Source organism: Pseudomonas sp. SGAir0191 (genome assembly GCF_002812565.2).
GTDB lineage: Bacteria > Pseudomonadota > Gammaproteobacteria > Pseudomonadales > Pseudomonadaceae > Aquipseudomonas > Aquipseudomonas parafulva_B.
Genome location: NZ_CP025035.2, coordinates 1,668,254 through 1,688,966 on the forward strand (window position 1 = coordinate 1,668,254; position 20,713 = coordinate 1,688,966).

Below are 20,713 nucleotides of genomic sequence, written 5' to 3' on the forward strand. Positions count from 1 at the left end.
CATGCAAGCGCGCAAGGCAATGCTGATTCTGCACGGCAAGCAAGCCATGAACGAAGACGTACGCACCGCCGTGCATGATCTGCGCGACACTGGCTGGGCATTGGACGTGCGCGTAACCTGGGAGGGCGGTGATGCCCAGCGCCTGGTCAAGGAGGCACTTGCCGCCGGTTACAGTCACATTGTCGCCGGCGGTGGTGACGGCACCTTGCGGGATGTGGCCGAAGCCATGGGCCTGGCGGGCACCGAAGCCAGCCTGGTGTTGCTGCCGCTTGGAACCGCCAACGACTTTGCCAAGGCGGCCGGTATTGCGCTGGAGCCTGCCCAGGCACTGGCGCTGCTCAATGAACCGGCGCAGGCAGTTGATCTTGGGCAAGTGGGCGAGCAACTGTTCCTTAACATGGCGACCGGCGGCTTTGGCAGCCAGGTCACAGCCAGTACATCCGAAGACCTGAAGAAGTTGATGGGGGCCGCCGCCTATGTGTTCACCGGCTTGTCGCTCGTCAGTAAACTGGAGGCAGCCTCGGTCAAGTTGAAAGGCCCGGATTTCCAATGGCAGGGTGAGTTGCTGGCGCTAGGGATCGGCAACGGCCGCCAAGCCGGGGGAGGGCAGGTGTTGTGTCCGGATGCGGTGGTAGATGACGGGTTGCTGGATGTTGCGATCCTGCCCAACCCGCAGGATGTGGTCGGCGCATTACGCGATTTGCTGGCAGGCAATGGGCTGTTCATTCGCACACGGTTGCCGTGGGTAGAGATCAACAGTCAACAGGGCCTTGATATCAACCTCGATGGCGAACCGCTCAAGGCGGACAGCCTGCGTTTCGAAGCGCGGCCCCAGGCTTTGCGCCTGCACCTGCCGCAAGGCTGTCCATTACTCAGTCATCGAGGCTGATGATCTTTTCGCGCACCGCGAACAGCACCAGCCCGGCGACGTCGTGAATTTGCAGACGTTTCATCACTTGCGAGCGATGGGTTTCGACTGTCTTGATCGACAGCCCCAGACCGTTGGCGATTTCGCGGGTGGACTTGCCGCGCACGATCAGGCGCAGAATCTCCAGCTGCCTGGCAGTCAGGTTGTGTCGCTCGCACGCCGGACGTCTGGCGGGTCTGGTATGACGCAAGGCCTGATTGATGACGGTGTGGGCAATGGCCGGGCTTAGGTAGCGCTCCCCGTTGCGCACCGCGCTAAGCGCCTGCTCAAGTTCAGAGGCGCTGGTGTCCTTGAGCAGATACCCATGGGCACCGCCCTCAAGGGCGCGCATGATTAACTCCGGGTCCGTGTGCATGGAGAGGATCAGCACCTTGCAGGCGCTGCCGCTGGTATTGAGCTGGGTCAGGGCGTCCAGCCCGCTGGTTGATCGCATGGAGAGGTCCAGCAGGATGATATCGGGCATCAACGTCCGCGCCTGATCCAGCAACTGCCCGCCATCGTCGGCCTCGCCGACTACCTCGTACCCGGGTATGTCACTGATGAGGGCGCGGACCCCCGCCCTGATCAACGAATGGTCATCCACCAGCAACAATCTACAGGTCATGGGTATCCACTCGGTCAGCGCGTTGCCGGCTACGGGGCGGCCAGGGGAACACGGCGTCGATGCGGGTGCCCTGGCCAACATCGCTGGTAATCTTCAAGCTGCCGTCAAGGGCAGTGACCCGCTCGAGCATGCCAGCCAGCCCACGCTGACTGGCAAGGTGCGGGTCTCTGGCAGGCTTGAAGCCGCAGCCATCGTCCTCGATCGACAATGCCAGGCCCAGCTCCGTACGCCGTAGGTGGATGACGAGATTGCGCGCCCCAGCGTGGCGCAACATGTTGGTCACCGCCTCCTGGGTGATGCGAAACACTGCCATTGCGACATTTTCGGCAATGCCCCCAAGGCGTTGCTTGCAAGACAGGCTCCATTGCACGCCGCTACCGTCCAAGGTGCGCAGCAAGTGCGCGCGCAGGCTGGCCTCAAGACCAAGGCTGGCCAGCTGACGGGGGTTGAGCAGGGCAGAAACGTCGCGCACAGCGCTCAACGTATCGTCCAGCGTGGCATGCAAAGCATCGCAATGCCCCTGCACATCCCCGGGCGTTCGTCGCTGCAGCCATTGCAGCTGCAATTTCGCAGCGGTCAGCAGCTGGCCGATGTCGTCATGAAGCTCCCGGCTCAGGTGCTGGCGTTCATCTTCTTGCACTTTTAGCAGGCGCTCGGCGAGTTCCGCAGGGCGCAAGCTGATCGAGCGCGCCCCCGTACGCAGTTGCACGGCAGCGACCAATACACCGGTCAGCTGCAGCACCACCAGGCTGATGGGTACGGGGCGCTCAGTCAGGTGCAACACCAGGCAGGCGATGCAGGAAACCACACTGATGCCTGCCGTGGCCCAGCACAGCCTGGTGTACGGGGGGCTACAACGAAAAGAGGTCATCAAGCGTGGGAACATAGGTAGGGGAGCCGCTGAAGTATTGCTGATGGAGGCCTTGCACATTACTGCTCAGAGGCTTTTGCGCCGTACTTTCGATGCTTTTTCGACCACGGTTCATTCAACCTTGTGTCAAGTTGAAGCGTTTCGGTGGGGCATACTACCACCTCGAATTCCCGAGGTCGCCGCCGAAGACGACTTCACCTAGATAATTCTTATTGTTGTAAATTACCCCATAGCGGCGCCTGACTTGATTGTCTGAGGCTATTTCCTACAAGTTTGTAAATTAAAGCTACAACTTTCCAGTTTCGCCAAAGTTGCACTTCTGGCATGCAACTGCAGGATGGCAAATTGCCCTACGATTTGTCGCCAAGGTCGGGCTGGTGGCGGTTATGCGCTGCGCCGTCACCTGCCACCCAGGCTTATGCCAGAGAAGATCGAACCGCCCTGGCCAGTTCGCCCAGCAACACAAATTGTTCTCCAGCGTCCAGGTCCAGCCGCCCAGTGTGTGCGTCCAGTAGCTCGAGCTGCCAGGCCAGCAGCCTCAGGCATGCAGCAGTAGTACGCAGCGTGTCAAGATGCAGGCACGCGCCTTTGCAGCAGGGTGCCAGTATCTGCTGAAGGGAAGTAGTGAAGTGGGCCACTTCAAGCAGCCCCAAACGCTGTGCGTCATGTGCCAAGTCGCTTAACGCAGCGTCCAGACACCTGCAGGCATCAGGGTCATTTTCGATGAGCTCAAGATGCTGCAAGCAGTCCTCTGCTCTGTGGAGGCGCTTCTGAGCCTTCTCGCGAAAACCTTCAACCGCCTCCGAGAAGGGTAAGGCACTGTCCATCATGGCGCCTCCATGGGCAGGACAGGCGATAGAGACGGGCACGCCGTTACGATAGCTAGCAAAGCCTGACTCCATTCATGCAGTGAGAATGGCGTCACATTAATGGCTAAAAGATAGAGCGAACATCAGGTTGTACCTGAGTGCCGCTAGGGGTTTCCCTGATAGGCAAGAAAAAAACGGAACTTTTCAGCCCATGGGAGTGGCATTAGGAAACCCGTTAAGCATGCTGTTAAAGTGACATCAAATAAGGGAGGGGGTGTAGCGTTTACTAGGGGTCAAGATGCTACGCCAACTGCCGATACACACACAATCGCGCATATTTTCGACATGAGCCTGGGGGCTTACCAATGGCTGGCATTCTCGACACGGTAGACCAACGCACACAACTGGTAGGTGAGAACCGGCTGGAAATCCTGATGTTCCGGCTGGCTGGGCGTCAGCTTTTCGCGATCAACGTCTTCAAGGTGCAGGAGGTGTTACAGCTGCCCAAGCTGACCCTGATGCCGCAGCGCCACGCGTTCGTCTGCGGTGTGGTCAACCTGAGAGGCCAGACCCTCCCGGTCATCGACCTGTCCCAGGCAATCGGCATGCGCCCCATTCAGCCAGGCCCTGACAGCACCATCATCGTCACTGAATACAACCGCTCGGTGCAGGCGTTTCTGGTGGGCGGGGTCGACCGCATCGTCAACCTCAACTGGGAGTCCATCATGCCGCCACCGACCAGTGCCGGCCGTCAGCATTACCTGACCGCCATCACCAAGGTGGACGACAAGCTGGTGGAGGTGATCGATGTGGAAAAGGTGCTCGCCGAAATCGTGCCTTACAACGCTCGCGTTTCGGGCGAGAAGTTGGCCGATCCGGTTCTGGCAAGGGCACGTGGTCGCGAGGTGCTGCTGGTGGACGATTCCAGCGTGGCCCTGGCCCAGTTGCGCGACACGCTCTCGCAGTTGGGGATGAAACTGCACGTTGCCAGTGATGGCCTCAAGGCGTTGCGCATGCTCAAGGCTTGGGCCGATGCCGGGGAGGACATGTGCGAAAAGCTATTGATGATCTTCACGGATGCTGAAATGCCGGAAATGGACGGTTATCGCCTGACAACCGAGATCCGCGAGGATGCGCGCCTGCGTAAGCTGTACGTCGTACTGCACACGTCGTTGTCGGGCAGCTTCAACGAATCCATGGTCAAGAAGGTGGGTTGCGACAATTTTCTGTCCAAGTTTCAGCCTGATCGCCTGGTCGATGTGGTCAAGCAGCGCCTGTTGCTGGACAACACCAACGCGTGATCGCGCCCCCTGCCGGGTATAAGCTGACGTTTTTGTGAATTATGAGGCGGCAGGGATGTTTCTCAGCGAGCTCTATCGGTATCCGGTCAAGTCAGGGCGGGCACAAAGCCTGCAAGCCTCTCCCGTGGGTCTGCTTGGACTGGAAGGAGACCGTCGCTGGATGCTGGTGGAGGAAGAAAACGGGCGCTTCCTGACCCAGCGTGCCTGGCCGCAGCTCGGGCAGCTCGAAGCAGTGCAGTCAGGCGGGGCACTGTTGCTGCGGGCGCCTGGGCAAGTGCCGCTGAATGTGGTGGCCCCAGCCGAGGATGCCGCGCTGCGAGGGGTGACCTTGTGGCGCGACACCTTGCGCGTGCCGGATGCCGGCGATGAGGTCGCCGCCTGGCTCAGTGGCTGGCTAGGCAAACCGGTGAGGTTGGTCTACTGCCCGCAGCAGCGGGCCAGGTACCTGCCCAATGGCTATGGCACCGACCGTGACCGTGCCGCCTTTCCCGACGGTTTCCCGTTGTTGCTCATTGGCCAAGGGTCGCTCGATGAGCTCGATCGCCGTATCGGCCGGCCCATGGACATGCTGCGGTTCAGGCCCAACCTGGTGGTTCAAGGGGCCGAGGCTTTTGCAGAGGATGGCTGGAAACGCATTCGCATCGGCACGGTGGAGTTTCGTGTTCTGAAGCCAAGCGTGCGCTGTATTTTCACCACCATCGACCCTGCCACCGGGGAGCGCAGCCCTGACCGGGAGCCCATGACCACGCTTCGCACGTTCCGGGAAAAGGAAGGGGACATACTGTTTGGGCAAAACCTGGCCGCCGATGGCAGCGGGCACCTGGAAGTTGGCATGAAGGTGCAGGTGCTCTGAGTCGCCGGGCAGCTGGACGCCGGTGTGGCCGGCGCCCAGGCTTGATCAGCTGGCAGTGGCCCTTACATGTCGTCGAAGTAGCGCTCGTGCCAGTCCACCAGAGGTTGTGGCATGTTGAGCTTCTGCCCGTAGATCACCGAGTAGGACAGCACGTTCTGAACGTACTGACGGGTTTCATCGAACGGAATGGACTCGACCCACACGTCGAAGCTCAGGTGCTTGGCACCTTTGAGCCATTGCCGCACGCGGCCTGGGCCTGCGTTGTAAGCCGCTGACGCCAGTACTCGGTTGCCGTTGAACTGGCTGTGCACTTGGCTGAGGTAGGCGGCCCCCAGCTGGATGTTCTTGTCCGGGTTCAGGACCTGTGCGGGCGATGCCAGTGGGATGCTGAACTTGCGCGCCGTTTCTTTGGCTGTAGCAGGCATCAACTGCATGAGCCCGCTGGCGCCCACGGGGGAGCGAGCATCTTCCATGAAGGCGCTTTCCTGACGGGTGATTGCGAACACCCAGCTTGAATGCAGGCCGCGCACCTTGGCTTCGCGTACCAGGGTGTCGCGGTGCGCCATGGGGAAGCGCACATCCAGGTCATCCCAGTACTTGGCCTGGCTGATGGTGCGAATGGCCGGGAAATACCAGCGCAACTCGTAACCCAGGCGCGCCTGGGCAACCATTTCGTCGCGGTTGAAGTGACGGCTAACGTGATACCACTCGCGGCGACCTTCGACGATCTGACCGCGAGCATGGAATTCAAGGGCGCGTCGGATGCCAGGGGTGTTGCGCACTTTCTTGACCAGCTGTGGGCTGAGCACCAGGGGCTTGTTGTTCAGCTGGTAAGGGGCTTGCGCACGGTCCGCAGCCAGGAAGCCATAGAAATCACGCTCGCGGGCAACGGCCTTGTACAGCTGCGGGACTTGCGGATTCTTCGGCTGTGCCAGCTCCAGGCTGCGCGCCTGCCAGTACTTCCAGCGACTGCTCTGGGCCAGGTCGCCGCTCAGGCGCTTGGTGAGCGCGTAGGCGTCTTCCCAGCGGCCCAGGCGCAGCAACAGGCGCAAGCGCCATTCACTGACGGTGTCGTCCCGCAGCTCCGGGTCGTAGCGGGTCATCAGGTCAAGCGCGCGCGGGTCATAGCGCCGGGCCAGGGTCAGGCCGATCTCGCGGGCGATGGCCACTTTTTCATCGCGGGAAAAGTGCATGCGCTGGGCATAGTCGTCAAGCAGCCCCATGGCGCGCTCCGGGTCCTGCCGTGCAAGGCGGCGCAGGCCGAGGCTGACGACGTCCGAGGTGGCCTCGTCGGCCTGGGTGAAGCGTGATGGCTGGTTGAGCAGTTCGGGTTTCTGCGCCACATCGATCAGCAGGCGGCCTTGTGGCGCCAGCGTGGTCAGGGTCTTGACCAGGTTCTCGGCCAGGCCGTAGTTGCGCGCCTGGGCAGCAAGCTTGGCCCGTTCCCAGCGTTTGCCCTCCGTGAGTTGCCCCTCTGCGGCCCACATGGCGAACAACGGGTCGCAGGCAGCAGGCTGGGACTTGCCCACCGACCACAGCTTGTCTGCCGTGGCAAAGCCTTCGGTGCGCATCCCGTGGCTAAGCTGGTACTGGCCGTTCAGGCAATCGAGCTCGGTGAAGTTGAGCTTGGGATCGTAGTAGTTGGCGAAGGTCTGCCACTCGCCGCGTTCGGCCAGCCAGCGCAACCAGCGCAGTTTCATCCAGTTGGCTTGCGGCAGATCGCCATGCTTGGCCAGGAAACCCTCGATCTCCTCGTTGCTGGCAGATTTCAGGCGCGCGGTCAGTTCGTCATAGGCCAGGTAGGGTGTCAGCGGATAGTCGCTCAACGCCTGGGCATAGCGCAGGTACGGGCCCTTGTCGCCCTTGGCCAGCGCACGCTTGGCTTCATCGTAGTATTGACGTTGCACGGTGATGTCGGTGGCCTGGGCCGCGCCGGTGGCAGCGGTGAGCAACAGGCATGAAGCAATTTGTAACAGGCGGCTGCGCATGATACGTCCGGGCAGTTGAACCATGGGAAAGTGGCGGCTGGGCCAGCACTGTTGGGAACGATGGCCCTAGCTTAGCCGTTTGCGGATGACAGGTGAAAGCACTGTGCTTGTATCGGGATATTAAGTTCGACCGGATGTCGCCGTGGGTGGCAGGCGCTGGCCTTGCGGATGTCGGCGCAGGGCCAACTCAGGTAGAATGCGCGCCCGATTTATGGAGACGAACATGACCCTGCTCAAATTCAGCGATGTGTCCCTCGCATTCGGCGCCATGCCGCTGCTGGACAAGGTGTCCTGGCAGATCGCTCGTGGCGAGCGGGTGTGCATCATCGGCCGCAACGGCACCGGCAAGTCGAGCATGCTGCGCCTGGTCAAGGGCGAGCAGAAAGGCGATGACGGCGACATCTGGCGCGCCCCTGGGCTGAAGATCGGCGAGTTGCCCCAGGAACTGCCATTGGCCGACGAGCGCACGGTGTTCGACGTGGTGGCGGCAGGCCTGGATGGCGTTGGCGAGCTGTTGGCACAGTTTCATCACCTGAGTCAGAACATCCAGGGCGATGAAGACCTGGAAAAGCTGATGCACGTGCAGCACGAGCTGGAGGCCCGCGATGGCTGGCGTCTGCAGCAGGTGGTTGAAAGCACCCTGAGCCGCCTGCAGTTGCCGGCGGACAAGACCCTGGCGGAGTTGTCCGGCGGCTGGCGCCGTCGTGTATTGCTGGCCCAGGCACTGGTGTCCGAGCCCGACCTGTTGCTGCTCGATGAACCGACCAACCACCTGGACATCGGTGCCATCGCCTGGCTTGAGGAAGCACTGCGCGGGTTCAACGGCGCTGTGTTGTTCATCACCCACGACCGATCCTTCCTGCAGAACCTGGCCACCCGCATCCTTGAGCTGGACCGGGGCGGCCTGATCGACTGGAACGGCGACTACGCCAGTTTCCTGGTGCACAAGGAGGCCGCGCTGGCCGCTGAGGAAACCGCCAACGCCTTGTTCGACAAGCGCCTGGCCCAGGAAGAGGTGTGGATCCGCCAAGGCATCAAGGCCCGTCGCACCCGTAACGAAGGCCGCGTGCGGGCGCTCAAGGCGCTGCGTGTGGAACGTGGCGAGCGCCGTGAGCGGCAGGGCAAGGCCAACATCCAGATCGAGGCGGCCGACAAGTCGGGCAAACAGGTCATGGTGCTCGAGCACGTCAGCTTCTCGCACCCGGACGGGCCGATGCTGGTCAAGGATTTTTCCATGGTGCTGCAGCGCCAGGACCGTATCGGTCTGCTGGGGGCCAACGGCACCGGCAAGACCACCTTGCTCAAGCTGATGCTGGGTGATCTGGAGCCCACGTCAGGCAAGATCGAGCGCGGCACCAAGCTTGAAGTTGCCTATTTCGACCAGATGCGCCATCAGCTGGACCTGGAAAAGACCGTCATCGACAACCTCGCCGAAGGCCGTGACTTCATCGAGATCGAGGGGCAGAACCGGCATGTGCTGAGCTACCTGGGTGACTTCCTGTTCAGCCCGCAGCGGGCCCGCACCCCGGTCAAGGCATTGTCCGGCGGCGAGCGTGCGCGTCTGCTGCTGGCCAAGCTGTTCAGTAAGCCGGCCAACCTCTTGGTGCTCGACGAACCCACCAACGACCTGGACGTGGAAACCCTCGAGTTGCTCGAAGAGGTGCTCTCCAACTACAAGGGTACCGTGCTGATGGTCAGCCACGATCGAGCGTTTCTCGACAACGTCGTGACCAGCACCCTGGTGTTCGAAGGCGATGGCCTGGTCCGCGAGTACGTGGGCGGTTACGAAGACTGGATTCGTCAGGGCGGTTCGCCAAAGCTGCTTGGGGTCACCGAGAGCAAGGGCGGCAAGTCGGCGCTCAACAGTGCGGTGGTGGAGAAGGTCGAGGCCAAGCCGCAAGCCGTCGCTGCGCCAGTGGTCGAGGAGTCGAAGAAAAAGCTCAGCTACAAGCTGCAGCGTGAGCTGGAGATGCTGCCAGGTCAGATCGACGCGCTGGAACAGCGCATGGCCCAGGCTCAGGAAGAGGTGAGCGCGGCCGGTTTCTACCAACGTCCGATCGCGGAGACGTCAGCGGTGCTGGCGAACATCGAGAAGCTGCAAGGTGAGCTCGATGCCCTGGTGGAACGCTGGGCCGAGCTGGAAGGCTAAGCAGACAGGACGCTTGGGGCCTGCGCGTGGCGGGCGAGCCCGCTACCAGGTGCCGGAGGGAGGGGACAACCCCGAGGCACCTGGCGTTGCGGCTTGACGTGCCGCGATGGACAGGTTCAGTCCTTTTTCTGCAGTCGCACTGCCAGCACATCGCAGGGTGCGCCATGCAAAACGTCATTGGCCGTGGAGCCCAGTAGCAGCGCCAGGCCGTGGCGACCGTGGCTGCCCACGACGATCAGGTCGCATTTCTGGTCTTTGGCCAATTGATGGATTTCCTGGCGGGGCTGTCCGTAGGTCAAGTGCGAGTCGCCGCGCTGAATGTCCGGATATTTGTTGAACAGGCGATCCATGCGTTCCTTGGCCTGGTCGAACTGCTGCTGTTGCAATTGCGACAGATCCATCGGCACGTCCCCGCCAAACGCCATGGCCATGGGTTCGACGATGTGCACCAGTGAGACCTTGGCGTTGGTTGGCTGGGCCAGCGCCATGGCGCGCTTGATCACAGGGTCGCATTCTTCCGTCAGGTCGACGGCGACCAGCAGATGTTGGTAGGTCATGAGCTGTACTCCAGGCAATCGCTATAGAAGAAGTATGGTCGCTTTCGGGCGGGTCATGCGTGAAAAATGGCTAACCAGCTCATTTGCAACGGTTTATGGGAACTACTGATATGACGGTATTGCTGGTGGTGTCAATCCTTGCGCTGATTCTCAGCCCGCTCTCCTGGCTGCGCAACTCGCGCAATCAGAGCGAGCAGATGCGCTTGCGCCTGGAGGCGCGGCGCATGGGTCTGGCCATGCAGCTGGCGCCTCAGCAGTGGCCGCACTGGTTGGAAAAGCAGCCGCCGAGCCCATGCCCGCAATATCACCGGGCCCGCAAGCGGGGGCATGTCGACAGCTTCAGCTTCTGGCAGATCAGCCCTGGCGTATGGTGGAACCAGTGGCGAGAGCCGTGCGAAGACCCACGCTTCATGCAGGCGCTGGCCCGTCTGCCGGCAAGCGCCTACAAGGTCGAGGCCGATGCGCGGATGATAGCGCTCTACTGGACGGAGCGCGGGGATACGGCTGTATTGCAGGATGTTGCCTATGTGCTGGAGACACTGGCCTGACCCCAAAGGCACTCGGCGGGCTTTCCAAGGCCCCCTGGAATGCGGCGCAACGACAAAGCGGCGATTCGGCGGTCCCCTGACAGGGCCTGCTCAATCGCCGCTTTGTCGTTGTGCCTCAAGCGAAGGCAGGGCAGGCCAGTGAATTCATTGCGTCATGCGGGGGCTGGCGCTTGTGCCCGGATCAGCCAGACTGCAGAGCACGCCAAGGCTGACAAGGTTTGAAAATTGCCAGCATGAATGGGCAGCGATCAGCCCCATGATCGGTCGTGCCCGGCCTGTGGAAAGTGACCGCAAAGTCGGCTTTTCTGCCGTGGGTGCAGCATTTGACAATGCAGATCTTTTCGGAGAATGTGTGCACACCCAAATCAAACGGGCGTATGAATTGAGCGTTTGCATTGCACGTCATTCATTCATGCGCTCGACTCGCGCGCTGACGGGTGTGCCTGGGGCAGGTGGCCATGATGGCTGCGGTGCCGCAGCGATCGGCGTGTACAGTTCAGCTTCCATATCTTGGAGATCAGTTGATGATTTACGAAGGTAAAGCCATCACGGTTAAGGCTCTTGAAAGTGGCATCGTCGAGCTCAAGTTCGACCTCAAGGGTGAGTCCGTCAATAAGTTCAACCGCCTGACCCTGAGCGAGCTGCGCCAGGCTGTAGACGCCATCCAGGCCGATGCGTCGGTCAAGGGTGTCATCGTCAGCAGCGGCAAGGACGTGTTCATCGTTGGTGCCGACATCACCGAGTTCGTCGACAACTTCAAGTTGCCCGAGGCCGAATTGGTCGCCGGCAGCCTGGAAGCCAACCGTATCTTCAACGCATTCGAAGACCTTCAGGTGCCCACGGTTGCGGCCATCAACGGTATCGCCCTGGGCGGTGGCCTGGAGATGTGCCTGGCAGCCGACTACCGCATCATGGCCACCACCGCGCGCATCGGCCTGCCCGAAGTGAAACTGGGCATCTACCCAGGCTTTGGTGGCACCGTGCGCCTGCCGCGCCTGATCGGCTCGGACAATGCCGTCGAGTGGATCGCCGCGGGCAAGGAAAACAGTGCCGAAGACGCCCTGAAAGTGGGTGCCGTCGATGCCGTGGTCGCGCCTGAGTTGCTCATGGCCGGTGCTCTGGACCTGATCAAGCGCGCCATCAGCGGCGAGCTGGACTACAAGGCCAAGCGCCAACCCAAGCTCGAAAAACTCAAGCTCAATGCCATCGAACAGATGATGGCCTTCGAAACCGCCAAAGGCTTCGTCGCTGGGCAGGCAGGCCCTAATTACCCAGCGCCTGTCGAGGCGATCAAGTCCATTCAGAAAGCGGCCAACTTCGGTCGTGACAAGGCGCTGGAAATCGAAGCGGCAGGCTTTGCCAAGCTGGCCAAGACGTCGGTCGCACAGAGCTTGATCGGCTTGTTCCTGAACGATCAGGAACTCAAGCGCAAGGCCAAGGCCCATGACGAGATTGCCCGTGACGTCAAGCAGGCGGCCGTGCTGGGCGCCGGTATCATGGGCGGTGGCATCGCCTATCAGTCGGCGGTCAAGGGCACCCCGATCCTGATGAAGGATATCCGCGAAGAGGCCATCGAGCTTGGGTTGAACGAAGCGTCCAAACTGCTGGGCAATCGGGTCGAGAAAGGTCGGCTGACACCGGCCAAGATGGCCGAGGCGCTCAACGCGATTCGCCCGACGCTGTCCTACGGTGATTTCGCCCACGTCGACATCGTGGTCGAGGCAGTGGTCGAAAACCCGAAGGTCAAGCAGGCCGTGCTTGCCGAGGTGGAAGGGCAGGTGAGGGAGGATGCGATCCTGGCATCCAATACCTCGACCATTTCCATCAATCTGCTGGCAAAAGCGTTGAAGCGCCCGGAAAACTTCGTGGGCATGCACTTCTTCAATCCGGTGCACATGATGCCGCTGGTGGAAGTGATTCGTGGCGAAAAATCCAGTGAAGCGGCAGTCGCCACCACCGTCGCCTACGCCAAGAAAATGGGCAAGAACCCGATCGTGGTCAACGACTGCCCAGGGTTTTTGGTCAACCGCGTCCTGTTCCCGTACTTCGGCGGCTTCGCCAGGCTGGTCAGCGCGGGGGTGGACTTCGTGCGCATCGACAAGGTCATGGAAAAATTCGGCTGGCCCATGGGCCCAGCGTACCTGATGGACGTGGTGGGCATCGACACCGGGCATCATGGCCGTGACGTCATGGCCGAGGGGTTCCCCGATCGTATGAAGGATGAGCGCCGCTCTGCCATCGACGCCTTGTACGATGCCAACCGCCTGGGCCAGAAAAACGGCAAGGGCTTCTACGCCTATGAAACCGATAAGCGCGGCAAGCCGAAAAAGGTCGCCGATGCCAGCGTGCTCGAGGTGCTCAAGCCCATCGTGTACGAGCAGCGTGAAGTCAGTGACGAGGACATCGTCAACTGGATGATGATCCCGCTGTGCCTGGAAACCGTGCGCTGCCTTGAAGATGGCATCGTCGAGACCGCCGCCGAGGCGGACATGGGCCTGGTCTACGGCATTGGCTTCCCACCCTTCCGCGGCGGTGCGCTGCGCTACATCGATACCCTGGGTGTAGCCGAATTCGTCGCCCTGGCCGATCGCTACGCCGACCTGGGGCCGCTGTACCACCCGACCGCCAAGCTGCGTGAGATGGCCAAGACGGGCCAGCGCTTCTTCAACTGAGCGGTCAACGAGCTAGAGCGAGAGATTTGATATGAGCCTTAATCCAAGAGACGTGGTGATCGTCGACTTCGGTCGCACGCCAATGGGCCGCTCCAAGGGTGGCATGCACCGTAATACCCGCGCCGAAGACATGTCGGCGCACCTGATCAGCAAGTTGCTTGAGCGCAACGACAAGGTCGATCCCAAGGAAGTCGAGGACGTGATCTGGGGCTGTGTGAACCAGACCCTGGAGCAGGGCTGGAACATCGCCCGCATGGCATCGCTGATGACCCAGATTCCGCACACGTCCGCGGCACAGACCGTCAGCCGGTTGTGCGGCTCGTCGATGAGCGCGCTGCACACCGCCGCCCAAGCGATCATGACCGGCAACGGCGACGTGTTCGTGGTAGGCGGCGTCGAGCACATGGGGCACGTGAGCATGATGCATGGCGTAGACCCCAACCCGCATCTGGCGCTGCATGCGGCCAAGGCTTCGGGCATGATGGGCCTGACGGCCGAGATGCTGGGCAAGATGCACGGCATTACGCGTGAGCAGCAGGACCAGTTCGGCCTGCGCTCGCACCAGCTGGCGCACAAGGCCACCGTGGAGGGCAAGTTCAAGGATGAGATCATCCCCATGCAGGGGTATGACGAGAATGGTTTCCTGAAAGTGTTCGACTTCGATGAAACCATTCGTCCGGAAACCACCCTCGAGGGCCTGGCGTCGCTCAAGCCGGCCTTCAACCCCAAAGGCGGAACCGTGACCGCAGGCACTTCTTCCCAGATCACCGACGGTGCGTCGTGCATGATCGTGATGTCGGGGCAGCGTGCAATGGACCTGGGTATCGAGCCTCTGGCGGTCATTCGTGCCATGGCTGTGGCTGGCGTCGACCCCGCGATCATGGGCTATGGCCCAGTGCCGGCCACCCAGAAAGCCCTCAAGCGCGCGGGCTTGAGCATGGCCGACATTGACTTCATCGAACTCAACGAGGCGTTCGCCGCACAAGCACTGCCTGTGTTGAAAGACTTGAAAGTGCTCGACAAGATGAATGAGAAGGTTAACCTGCACGGCGGTGCGATCGCCTTGGGCCACCCGTTTGGTTGCTCCGGGGCGCGTATTTCCGGCACCCTGCTCAACGTCATGAAGCAAAATGGCGGCACGCTGGGGATTGCGACCATGTGTGTCGGCCTTGGCCAAGGTATTACCACTGTATTCGAACGCGTCTAAGGCGCAGGAGAAGAACAGCGACCGGGGCCTTGTGCCCCGGTTTTGTTTTTTCGGTTTCAATCGAACCAGGAGGTAGTCCACATGCAGATCCAGCCAGGTGTGTACCGGCATTACAAGGGCCCGGAGTACCGTGTGTTCAGTGTTGCGCGGCACTCTGAGAGCGAGGAGTGGATGGTGTTCTACCAATGCCTGTATGGTGATTACAGCTTCTGGGTGCGCCCGCTGTCGATGTTCCGCGAGTCTGTGGAAGTCGACGGCGAACAGGTGCCACGCTTTGCGTTGATCAAGGCCGAAGAGGGGTTGTGCGGGACGTCGGCCAAGTCGCAGGCGTGATGTTCTGAACTTGACCTCGCAGTTTCGCCACTATATATAGCGGTGCCGCGTCTGGTACCTGACGTGTTTTCAATCTTCAGATTCAGGAATACTCCGATCCATGGGCAAATCGCTGGTCATTGTGGAATCCCCGGCCAAGGCCAAGACCATCAACAAGTACCTGGGCAACCAGTACGTGGTGAAGTCGAGTATCGGCCATATCCGAGACCTTCCCACCAGCGGTTCGGCGAGCGCGAGCAAAGAGCCGGCCGCCAAGCGTGGCAAGGCGGCGGGTGAGGCACCGGCCCTTTCGCCCAAAGAAAAGGCGCGCCGCCAATTGGTTGCACGCATGGGCGTCGACCCGGACCAGGGCTGGAAAGCCAAGTACGAGATCCTTCCTGGCAAGGAAAAGGTGATCGACGAGCTGCGCCGCCTGGCCAAGGATGCCGACACCATCTACCTCGCGACCGACTTGGACCGCGAAGGGGAGGCAATCGCCTGGCACCTGCGTGAGGCCATCGGTGGCGACGATACCCGCTACAAGCGCGTGGTGTTCAACGAAATCACCAAGAAGGCCATTCAGGAAGCGTTTTCGCAGCCTGGTGAGCTCGACATTGATCGGGTCAACGCGCAGCAGGCGCGTCGTTTTCTCGACCGTGTGGTGGGCTACATGGTGTCCCCGCTGCTGTGGTCCAAGATTGCCCGCGGCCTGTCGGCCGGGCGGGTGCAGTCGGTAGCCGTCAAGCTGGTGGTCGAGCGTGAACGCGAGATTCGCGCCTTCATTCCTCAGGAATACTGGGAAATTCATGCCGATCTCGGCACCGCCAAGAACGCCAAGGTTCGCTTCGAAGTCGCCCGTGAAAATGGCGAGGCCTTCAAGCCGCTGAACGAAACCCAGGCCATGGCCGCGCTGGAGAAGCTCAAGGCATCGAGCTACAGCGTCGTCAAGCGTGAAGACCGCCCGACTAGCAGCAAGCCATCGGCGCCCTTCATTACCTCGACCCTGCAACAGGCAGCGAGCAATCGCCTGGGGTTCGGCGTGAAGAAAACCATGATGATGGCCCAGCGTCTGTATGAAGCGGGTTACATCACCTACATGCGTACCGATTCGACCAACCTGTCGAGCGATGCGCTGGAAATGGCGCGCAGCTACATCGAGCGCGAATTCGGCAAGCAGTACCTGCCCGAAACGCCGCAGGTGTACGGCAGCAAGGAAGGGGCCCAGGAGGCGCACGAAGCCATCCGGCCGTCGGACGTGAGCACCCACCCGACCAAGCTCAGCGGTATGGAGCGCGATGCCGAGCGGTTGTACGAGCTGATCTGGCGTCAGTTCCTGGCCTGCCAGATGCCGCCGGCCCAGTACCTGTCCACCAGCGTGACCGTGGCAGCGGGCAGCTTCGAGCTGCGTGCCAAGGGCCGCATCCTGAAGTTCGACGGTTACACCCGCGTGTTGCCGCAGCAGAGCAAGCCTGGCGAAGACGACGTGCTGCCTGAGATGGTGCAGGGTGAAGCGCTCAAGCTGATGCAGCTTGACCCTAGCCAGCACTTCACCAAGCCGCCTGCCCGGTTCACCGAGGCCAGCCTGGTCAAGGAAATGGAAAAACGCGGCATTGGCCGACCATCGACCTATGCGGCGATCATCTCGACCATTCAGGACCGCGGCTATGTGACGTTGCACAACCGTCGTTTCTATTCGGAAAAGATGGGCGACATCGTGACCGAGCGGCTCTCCGAGAGTTTTTCCAATTTGATGGACTACGGTTTCACCGCCGGCATGGAGGAAAACCTCGACGACGTCGCCCACGGCGAGCGCGACTGGAAGAACGTGCTGGACGAGTTCTACGGCGACTTCAGCAAGAAATTGCAGACGGCCGAATCCAGCGAACATGGTATGCGCGCCAATCAGCCGACGATGACCAACATTCCTTGCAAGGAGTGCGGTCGCCCGATGATGATTCGTACAGCGTCCACGGGCGTGTTCCTGGGCTGCTCCGGTTACAGCCTACCACCTAAAGAGCGCTGCAAGTCCACGGTCAACCTCGTGCCTGGTGACGAGATCGCTGCTGACGATGAGGGCGAATCGGAGTCGCGCGTGCTGCTTGGCAAGCACCGCTGCCCAGTTTGCGCAACGGCGATGGACGCTTACCTGCTCGATGAAAAGCACAAGCTGCACATTTGCGGGAACAACCCTGATTGCCCGGGTTACGAGATCGAAGAGGGCAGCTATCGCATCAAGGGCTACGAAGGCCCAAGCCTTGAGTGCGACAAGTGCGGCAGCGAAATGCAGCTCAAGACCGGACGCTTCGGCAAGTTCTTCGGGTGCACCAACCCTGCGTGCAAGAACACCCGCAAGCTGCTCAAAAGCGGTGAAGCGGCGCCGCCGAAGATGGACAAAGTCGACATGCCCGAGCTTAAGTGCGAGAAGGTGGACGACACCTATGTGCTGCGCGATGGTGCTTCGGGGCTGTTCCTGGCTGCCAGCCAGTTCCCGAAGAACCGCGAAACACGTGCGCCCTTGGTGTGCGAGATTGTCCCGCACAAGCATGAAATCGATCCCAAGTACCATTTCTTGTGCGAAGCGCCGCAGAAAGATCCCGAGGGTCGACCAACCGTAATTCGCTACAGCCGCAAGACCAAGGAGCAGTACGTCCAGTCGGAAGTGGACGGCAAGCCCACGGGTTGGAAAGCGTTTTACGATGGTAAGGCCTGGAAAGTCGAAGACAAGCGCTGAGTTCCAGCGTCCAGGGATGGGGCCGTGCTGCGGTCTTTCGTGAGCTGATATCACGAAAGGCCGCAGCACGGCCCCTTTCATTTATGATGCAGCAATCCGCTAAGCCACTTGATGGGAGGGCAGCACATGGCCCAGGAGCTCTATACCCGCACTAATCAAAAACTGTACTTTGCCGGGCTGGCACTGGAATCGATGGCCAGGGCTGAACAGAGCCAGGCCATGAACGCCCAGGGGCTGGTGCAGGCTGAGCGGGAGTCGGCATTGTTTCATCTGCATGGTGCCTTGCTTGGCCTGTGTCACGAAATCAGTGGCTACTACCGCTTGCCTGCGCTGGCAAGCGTTGAGCAGGCTCTGGCGCAGGACGCCTTCAATGGCATCGCCATACCAGAAGTTGCCGAGCTCCTGGAGCTTGCCCGGCAGCGGGAAACCTGGCTGGCGCAGATGCTGGCTGCCTATGCTGACTTGTTCCGAGCGCCTGTGATGCGCAAACCACCCAAGACTGACGTCACCCAGCCGTTGATCCAGGCGGTCAGCCTCGATGAGCAGGTGCCTGCGCCGCTGTCCCGTGCCGAGCTTGAGGCCTGGCGCAGCGATCTCAAGGCACTCGTCAGGCGTTTTCGCGATGCGTTGAGTGAGTGCTGACAGCGTCGAGCGCTGGTACAATGCTCGCCTTTCGTGGAGAACCGCCCTTTATGTCTACGTCTTTTCTGGAAATTGTCGAGTTGCCTGATGGCCGCATCGAACTGCGTCGCGCCGAGGATGAAGGCTCACTGGTAACCCTGGATTTCTCAGAGGATGCCAAAGTATTCCTGCAGGGTCAGCACGTCGAGGTGGCCAAAGCCATGCTCAGCGTGGGTGTGCAGATGGCTGGACGACTCGTGGATGGCGAGCTCGAACGTGACGAAGGGCCGCGCGTTCTGCACTGAAACGCGCAGTCGTGAGATGGCTGCCACCGGCCTGGCCGGTGTCGGCGGCAAACGTATCGAACAGATGAGTGTGGGGGTGTCGGGAAAGCGTTGCGCTTTGTCGGCGCTCTTTACTCGTCATGGCGAGCATGGCCTGGAGCGGTCTGGCCGGTAGTACGAATGCCGCAGTGTCAGCCGAAACGAATGTTCAGGCTTTGCGCGTTCCCTACGCTTGCCGCACGCAACAGCAGCTGACGTGCGTTGGCATTGACGCTCCCCAACCAGCTGACCACGGTATGGCTACGGCCCAGGCGCAAGGCTTCGCACGCCAACTGCAAGGGAAGCTGGTTGCCCCGCGGATGAAGCAGCAGAATGCGTTCGCGGTTGAGCCCAGCCCTGCGCAGCCAGGCCTGTGTCAGGCTCGACGGTGGTGCAATGAGGGTCAACCAGCGTGTTTCGTCTTCTTCGCTGAGTTCGCGTAGCACAGGTGCCAGCAAGGTGTGACAGTGACTGGGGGCGCCGTGCAGTGACAATTCGCTGAACAGGTCGGGCATGTCGCTCTTGCGCGCCAGTTCGCTGGCCTTGAGGCCAGGCAGGACAGGCTGGGCGAGGAATGCTTCGAACAGCGGCAACTGGACTTGCTCGGTAGTATGGGTGAATGGCTGCATGACGCCTCCTGATTCAGCGGCGAATGACGCCGACGCTCAAGCCCTCGATCACCAGTTCCTGATCTTTCAGGTTGACTTCGATAGGGGCAAATTCCGGGTTTTCGGCCAGCAGCCAAACCTTGTTGCCTTCGCGCTTGAAGCGCTTGACGGTGACTTCGTCGCCGATGCGCGCCACGACGATCTGGCCGTTGCGGGCTTCGCGGCAGGTATGCACCGCCAACAGGTCGCCATCGAGGATGCCGACGTTCTTCATGCTCATGCCGTGCACACGCAACAGATAGTCGGCCTGGGGGTGGAAGAAGGCTGGGTTGATGTTGCAGGATTGCTCGATATGTTGCTCGGCAAGGATCGGGGCGCCGGCAGCAACGCGGCCGATGATCGGGAGCCCGGCTTCTTCGGCCTTGGCTTCGAGGCCGGGAATGCGAATGCCTCGGGAGGCGCCTGGCGTCATTTCGATAGCGCCTTTACGGGCCAGCGCCTTGAGATGCTCTTCGGCGGCATTGGGTGACTTGAAGCCCAGCTCCTGGGCAATCTCGGCACGAGTCGGCGGAAAGCCGTTGTCCTCGAGGCTGCGCTTGATGAAGGCGAGGATTTCGGCTTGGCGTGGCGTCAGTTTCAACATGATCAGCGCTCTGTCTTTTTGTACAGTGACTGGGATTATATACAGTATTCGGCGCGCCGCAAGCTCTGCCACTGCCCAGGCCAGCTGATCGCCACGGATTACACCGGATTCGCCGCCAAATGCCCTCGCAACGATATGGTTGACCGGCCGGTCACGAACGCTTGACAGATGGGGGGTTGAAACGTATGTTTCAAACACCTGTTTGTATGGCGGAGTGCTTGGAGTAGTCATGGCCCAATCGGAAACCGTTGAACGCATCCTCGATGCTGCCGAGCAGCTGTTCGCCGAGCGCGGGTTCGCCGAAACCTCGTTGCGGCTGATCACCAGCAAGGCCGGCGTTAACCTGGCGGCGGTGAATTACCACTTCGGTTCCAAGAAAGCGCTGATCCAGGCGGTATTCTCTCGTTTCCTGGGGCCATTCTGCGCCAGCCTCGAGCGCGAGCTGGAGCGGCGCCAGGCCCGCCCCGAGCACAAGCCCACCCTCGAAGAGTTACTGGAGATGCTGGTCGAGCAAGCCCTTGCCGTGCAGCCGCGCAGCAACAACGACCTGTCGATCTTCATGCGGCTGCTGGGCCTGGCGTTCAGCCAGAGCCAGGGCCACTTGCGCCGTTACCTCGAAGACATGTATGGCAAGGTCTTCCGCCGCTACATGTTGCTGGTCAACGAAGCCGCGCCACGCATTCCTCCGCTCGAATTGTTCTGGCGTGTGCATTTCATGCTCGGGGCTGCTGCGTTCAGCATGTCGGGCATCAAGGCGCTGCGAGCCATCGCCGAGACTGACTTTGGCATCAACACCTCCATCGAGCAGGTGATGCGCTTGATGGTGCCGTTCCTGGCTGCCGGCATGCGTGCCGATACCGGTGTCACCGATGCGGCCATGGCCAGCGCCCAGTTGCGCCCGCGCAGCAAGACCGTCAGCGGTGCAGCCCCCGCCAAGGCATGAGCTCGCCATTCGCCAGCCCTGAGCGGGCTTTCCCCTGTCTCTATT

General features: G+C 61.1%; 18 protein-coding genes and 1 pseudogene. 12 read left to right on the forward strand and 7 right to left on the reverse strand.

Annotated features, from left to right (window positions below; translation table 11 throughout):
- Position 1 precedes the first annotated feature (1 nt).
- Positions 2-889 (forward strand): lipid kinase YegS, encoded by an 888-nt coding sequence (yegS, locus tag CWR53_RS07590; protein WP_100852596.1) that lies wholly within the window; start codon positions 2-4, stop codon positions 887-889.
- Here the strand turns inward: yegS and CWR53_RS07595 are convergent.
- The 3 genes and pseudogenes from CWR53_RS07595 to CWR53_RS07605 form a co-directional block, all read right to left on the reverse strand.
- Positions 873-1,532, reverse strand: a complete 660-nt coding sequence (locus CWR53_RS07595) for a response regulator transcription factor (RefSeq protein ID WP_100851167.1) — start codon at positions 1,530-1,532, stop codon at positions 873-875. The two genes, yegS and CWR53_RS07595, sit on opposite strands and share 17 nt — an antisense overlap.
- Entirely contained in the window at positions 1,522-2,418 is an 897-nt protein-coding gene (locus CWR53_RS07600; RefSeq protein ID WP_100851168.1) for a sensor histidine kinase, read from the reverse strand. Before CWR53_RS07600 ends, CWR53_RS07595 begins: the two co-directional genes overlap by 11 nt.
- Before the next feature lie 404 nt (positions 2,419-2,822).
- A pseudogene (locus tag CWR53_RS07605) lies at positions 2,823-3,230 on the reverse strand (histidine kinase); the annotation flags it as partial.
- Between the two features lie 347 nt (positions 3,231-3,577).
- Here CWR53_RS07605 and CWR53_RS07610 point away from each other — a divergent pair.
- Entirely contained in the window at positions 3,578-4,513 is a 936-nt protein-coding gene (locus CWR53_RS07610) for a chemotaxis protein CheV (protein WP_058639664.1), read from the forward strand.
- 55 nt (positions 4,514-4,568) lie between these two features.
- Positions 4,569-5,366, forward strand: a complete 798-nt coding sequence (locus tag CWR53_RS07615) for an MOSC domain-containing protein (protein WP_100851170.1) — start codon at positions 4,569-4,571, stop codon at positions 5,364-5,366.
- A gap of 62 nt (positions 5,367-5,428) precedes the next feature.
- On the opposite strand, the gene CWR53_RS07620 is transcribed toward CWR53_RS07615, so the two are convergent.
- Complete coding sequence (locus CWR53_RS07620) at positions 5,429-7,354, reverse strand: transglycosylase SLT domain-containing protein (protein WP_100851171.1); 1,926 nt, start codon at positions 7,352-7,354, stop codon at positions 5,429-5,431.
- 223 nt (positions 7,355-7,577) lie between these two features.
- On the opposite strand from CWR53_RS07620, the gene CWR53_RS07625 reads away from it, so the two are divergent.
- On the forward strand, positions 7,578-9,503 hold the full coding sequence (locus tag CWR53_RS07625) for an ATP-binding cassette domain-containing protein (protein WP_100851172.1): 1,926 nt from the start codon (positions 7,578-7,580) through the stop codon (positions 9,501-9,503).
- A 116-nt stretch (positions 9,504-9,619) separates the two neighbouring features.
- Here the strand turns inward: CWR53_RS07625 and CWR53_RS07630 are convergent, their stop codons facing one another.
- Complete coding sequence (locus CWR53_RS07630; RefSeq protein ID WP_058606178.1) at positions 9,620-10,060, reverse strand: universal stress protein; 441 nt, start codon at positions 10,058-10,060, stop codon at positions 9,620-9,622.
- 110 nt (positions 10,061-10,170) lie between these two features.
- On the opposite strand from CWR53_RS07630, the gene CWR53_RS07635 reads away from it, so the two are divergent.
- The 7 genes from CWR53_RS07635 to CWR53_RS07665 all read left to right on the forward strand — a co-directional run bounded on the left by CWR53_RS07635 (position 10,171) and on the right by CWR53_RS07665 (position 18,456).
- The gene (locus CWR53_RS07635; RefSeq protein ID WP_100851173.1) at positions 10,171-10,608 is read left to right on the forward strand and encodes a hypothetical protein; all 438 of its coding nucleotides are present in this window, start codon (positions 10,171-10,173) and stop codon (positions 10,606-10,608) included.
- A gap of 524 nt (positions 10,609-11,132) precedes the next feature.
- Positions 11,133-13,280, forward strand: a complete 2,148-nt coding sequence (gene fadB, locus CWR53_RS07640; protein ID WP_058639659.1) for a fatty acid oxidation complex subunit alpha FadB — start codon at positions 11,133-11,135, stop codon at positions 13,278-13,280.
- A 31-nt stretch (positions 13,281-13,311) separates the two neighbouring features.
- Complete coding sequence (gene fadA, locus CWR53_RS07645) at positions 13,312-14,487, forward strand: acetyl-CoA C-acyltransferase FadA (protein ID WP_058639658.1); 1,176 nt, start codon at positions 13,312-13,314, stop codon at positions 14,485-14,487.
- A gap of 81 nt (positions 14,488-14,568) precedes the next feature.
- The gene (locus tag CWR53_RS07650) at positions 14,569-14,820 is read left to right on the forward strand and encodes a DUF1653 domain-containing protein (RefSeq protein WP_058606157.1); all 252 of its coding nucleotides are present in this window, start codon (positions 14,569-14,571) and stop codon (positions 14,818-14,820) included.
- Positions 14,821-14,920: 100 nt separating this feature from the next.
- Entirely contained in the window at positions 14,921-17,530 is a 2,610-nt protein-coding gene (gene topA / locus CWR53_RS07655; RefSeq protein ID WP_058606158.1) for a type I DNA topoisomerase, read from the forward strand.
- 126 nt (positions 17,531-17,656) lie between these two features.
- A complete protein-coding gene (locus CWR53_RS07660; RefSeq protein ID WP_058639657.1) occupies positions 17,657-18,172 on the forward strand; it encodes a DUF6586 family protein in 516 nt (171 codons plus the stop codon).
- A 50-nt stretch (positions 18,173-18,222) separates the two neighbouring features.
- Positions 18,223-18,456, forward strand: coding sequence for a hypothetical protein (locus CWR53_RS07665; RefSeq protein ID WP_023534164.1), 234 nt, complete (start codon positions 18,223-18,225; stop codon positions 18,454-18,456).
- 170 nt (positions 18,457-18,626) lie between these two features.
- Here the strand turns inward: CWR53_RS07665 and sulA are convergent, their stop codons facing one another.
- Positions 18,627-19,103, reverse strand: a complete 477-nt coding sequence (sulA, locus tag CWR53_RS07670; protein ID WP_100851174.1) for an SOS-induced cell division inhibitor SulA — start codon at positions 19,101-19,103, stop codon at positions 18,627-18,629.
- Positions 19,104-19,116: 13 nt separating this feature from the next.
- Positions 19,117-19,725, reverse strand: coding sequence for a transcriptional repressor LexA (gene lexA, locus CWR53_RS07675; RefSeq protein WP_023534260.1), 609 nt, complete (start codon positions 19,723-19,725; stop codon positions 19,117-19,119).
- A gap of 229 nt (positions 19,726-19,954) precedes the next feature.
- Here lexA and CWR53_RS07680 point away from each other — a divergent pair, with 229 nt between their 5' ends.
- The gene (locus CWR53_RS07680; protein ID WP_058639655.1) at positions 19,955-20,668 is read left to right on the forward strand and encodes a TetR/AcrR family transcriptional regulator; all 714 of its coding nucleotides are present in this window, start codon (positions 19,955-19,957) and stop codon (positions 20,666-20,668) included.
- The last annotated feature ends 45 nt before the right edge of the window (positions 20,669-20,713 follow it).

Coding starts and splice junctions, on each gene's coding strand:
- CWR53_RS07625 (WP_100851172.1), top strand. CDS start 7,578: ATGACCCTGCTCAAATTCAGCGATGTGTCCCTCGCATTCGGCGCCATG.
- sulA (WP_100851174.1), bottom strand. CDS start 19,103: ATGCAGCCATTCACCCATACTACCGAGCAAGTCCAGTTGCCGCTGTTC.
- CWR53_RS07660 (WP_058639657.1), top strand. CDS start 17,657: ATGGCCCAGGAGCTCTATACCCGCACTAATCAAAAACTGTACTTTGCC.
- fadA (WP_058639658.1), top strand. CDS start 13,312: ATGAGCCTTAATCCAAGAGACGTGGTGATCGTCGACTTCGGTCGCACG.
- CWR53_RS07620 (WP_100851171.1), bottom strand. CDS start 7,354: ATGCGCAGCCGCCTGTTACAAATTGCTTCATGCCTGTTGCTCACCGCT.
- lexA (WP_023534260.1), bottom strand. CDS start 19,725: ATGTTGAAACTGACGCCACGCCAAGCCGAAATCCTCGCCTTCATCAAG.
- topA (WP_058606158.1), top strand. CDS start 14,921: ATGGGCAAATCGCTGGTCATTGTGGAATCCCCGGCCAAGGCCAAGACC.
- CWR53_RS07650 (WP_058606157.1), top strand. CDS start 14,569: ATGCAGATCCAGCCAGGTGTGTACCGGCATTACAAGGGCCCGGAGTAC.
- yegS (WP_100852596.1), top strand. CDS start 2: ATGCAAGCGCGCAAGGCAATGCTGATTCTGCACGGCAAGCAAGCCATG.
- CWR53_RS07680 (WP_058639655.1), top strand. CDS start 19,955: ATGGCCCAATCGGAAACCGTTGAACGCATCCTCGATGCTGCCGAGCAG.
- CWR53_RS07595 (WP_100851167.1), bottom strand. CDS start 1,532: ATGACCTGTAGATTGTTGCTGGTGGATGACCATTCGTTGATCAGGGCG.
- CWR53_RS07615 (WP_100851170.1), top strand. CDS start 4,569: ATGTTTCTCAGCGAGCTCTATCGGTATCCGGTCAAGTCAGGGCGGGCA.
- CWR53_RS07635 (WP_100851173.1), top strand. CDS start 10,171: ATGACGGTATTGCTGGTGGTGTCAATCCTTGCGCTGATTCTCAGCCCG.
- fadB (WP_058639659.1), top strand. CDS start 11,133: ATGATTTACGAAGGTAAAGCCATCACGGTTAAGGCTCTTGAAAGTGGC.
- CWR53_RS07665 (WP_023534164.1), top strand. CDS start 18,223: ATGTCTACGTCTTTTCTGGAAATTGTCGAGTTGCCTGATGGCCGCATC.
- CWR53_RS07610 (WP_058639664.1), top strand. CDS start 3,578: ATGGCTGGCATTCTCGACACGGTAGACCAACGCACACAACTGGTAGGT.
- CWR53_RS07600 (WP_100851168.1), bottom strand. CDS start 2,418: ATGTTCCCACGCTTGATGACCTCTTTTCGTTGTAGCCCCCCGTACACC.
- CWR53_RS07630 (WP_058606178.1), bottom strand. CDS start 10,060: ATGACCTACCAACATCTGCTGGTCGCCGTCGACCTGACGGAAGAATGC.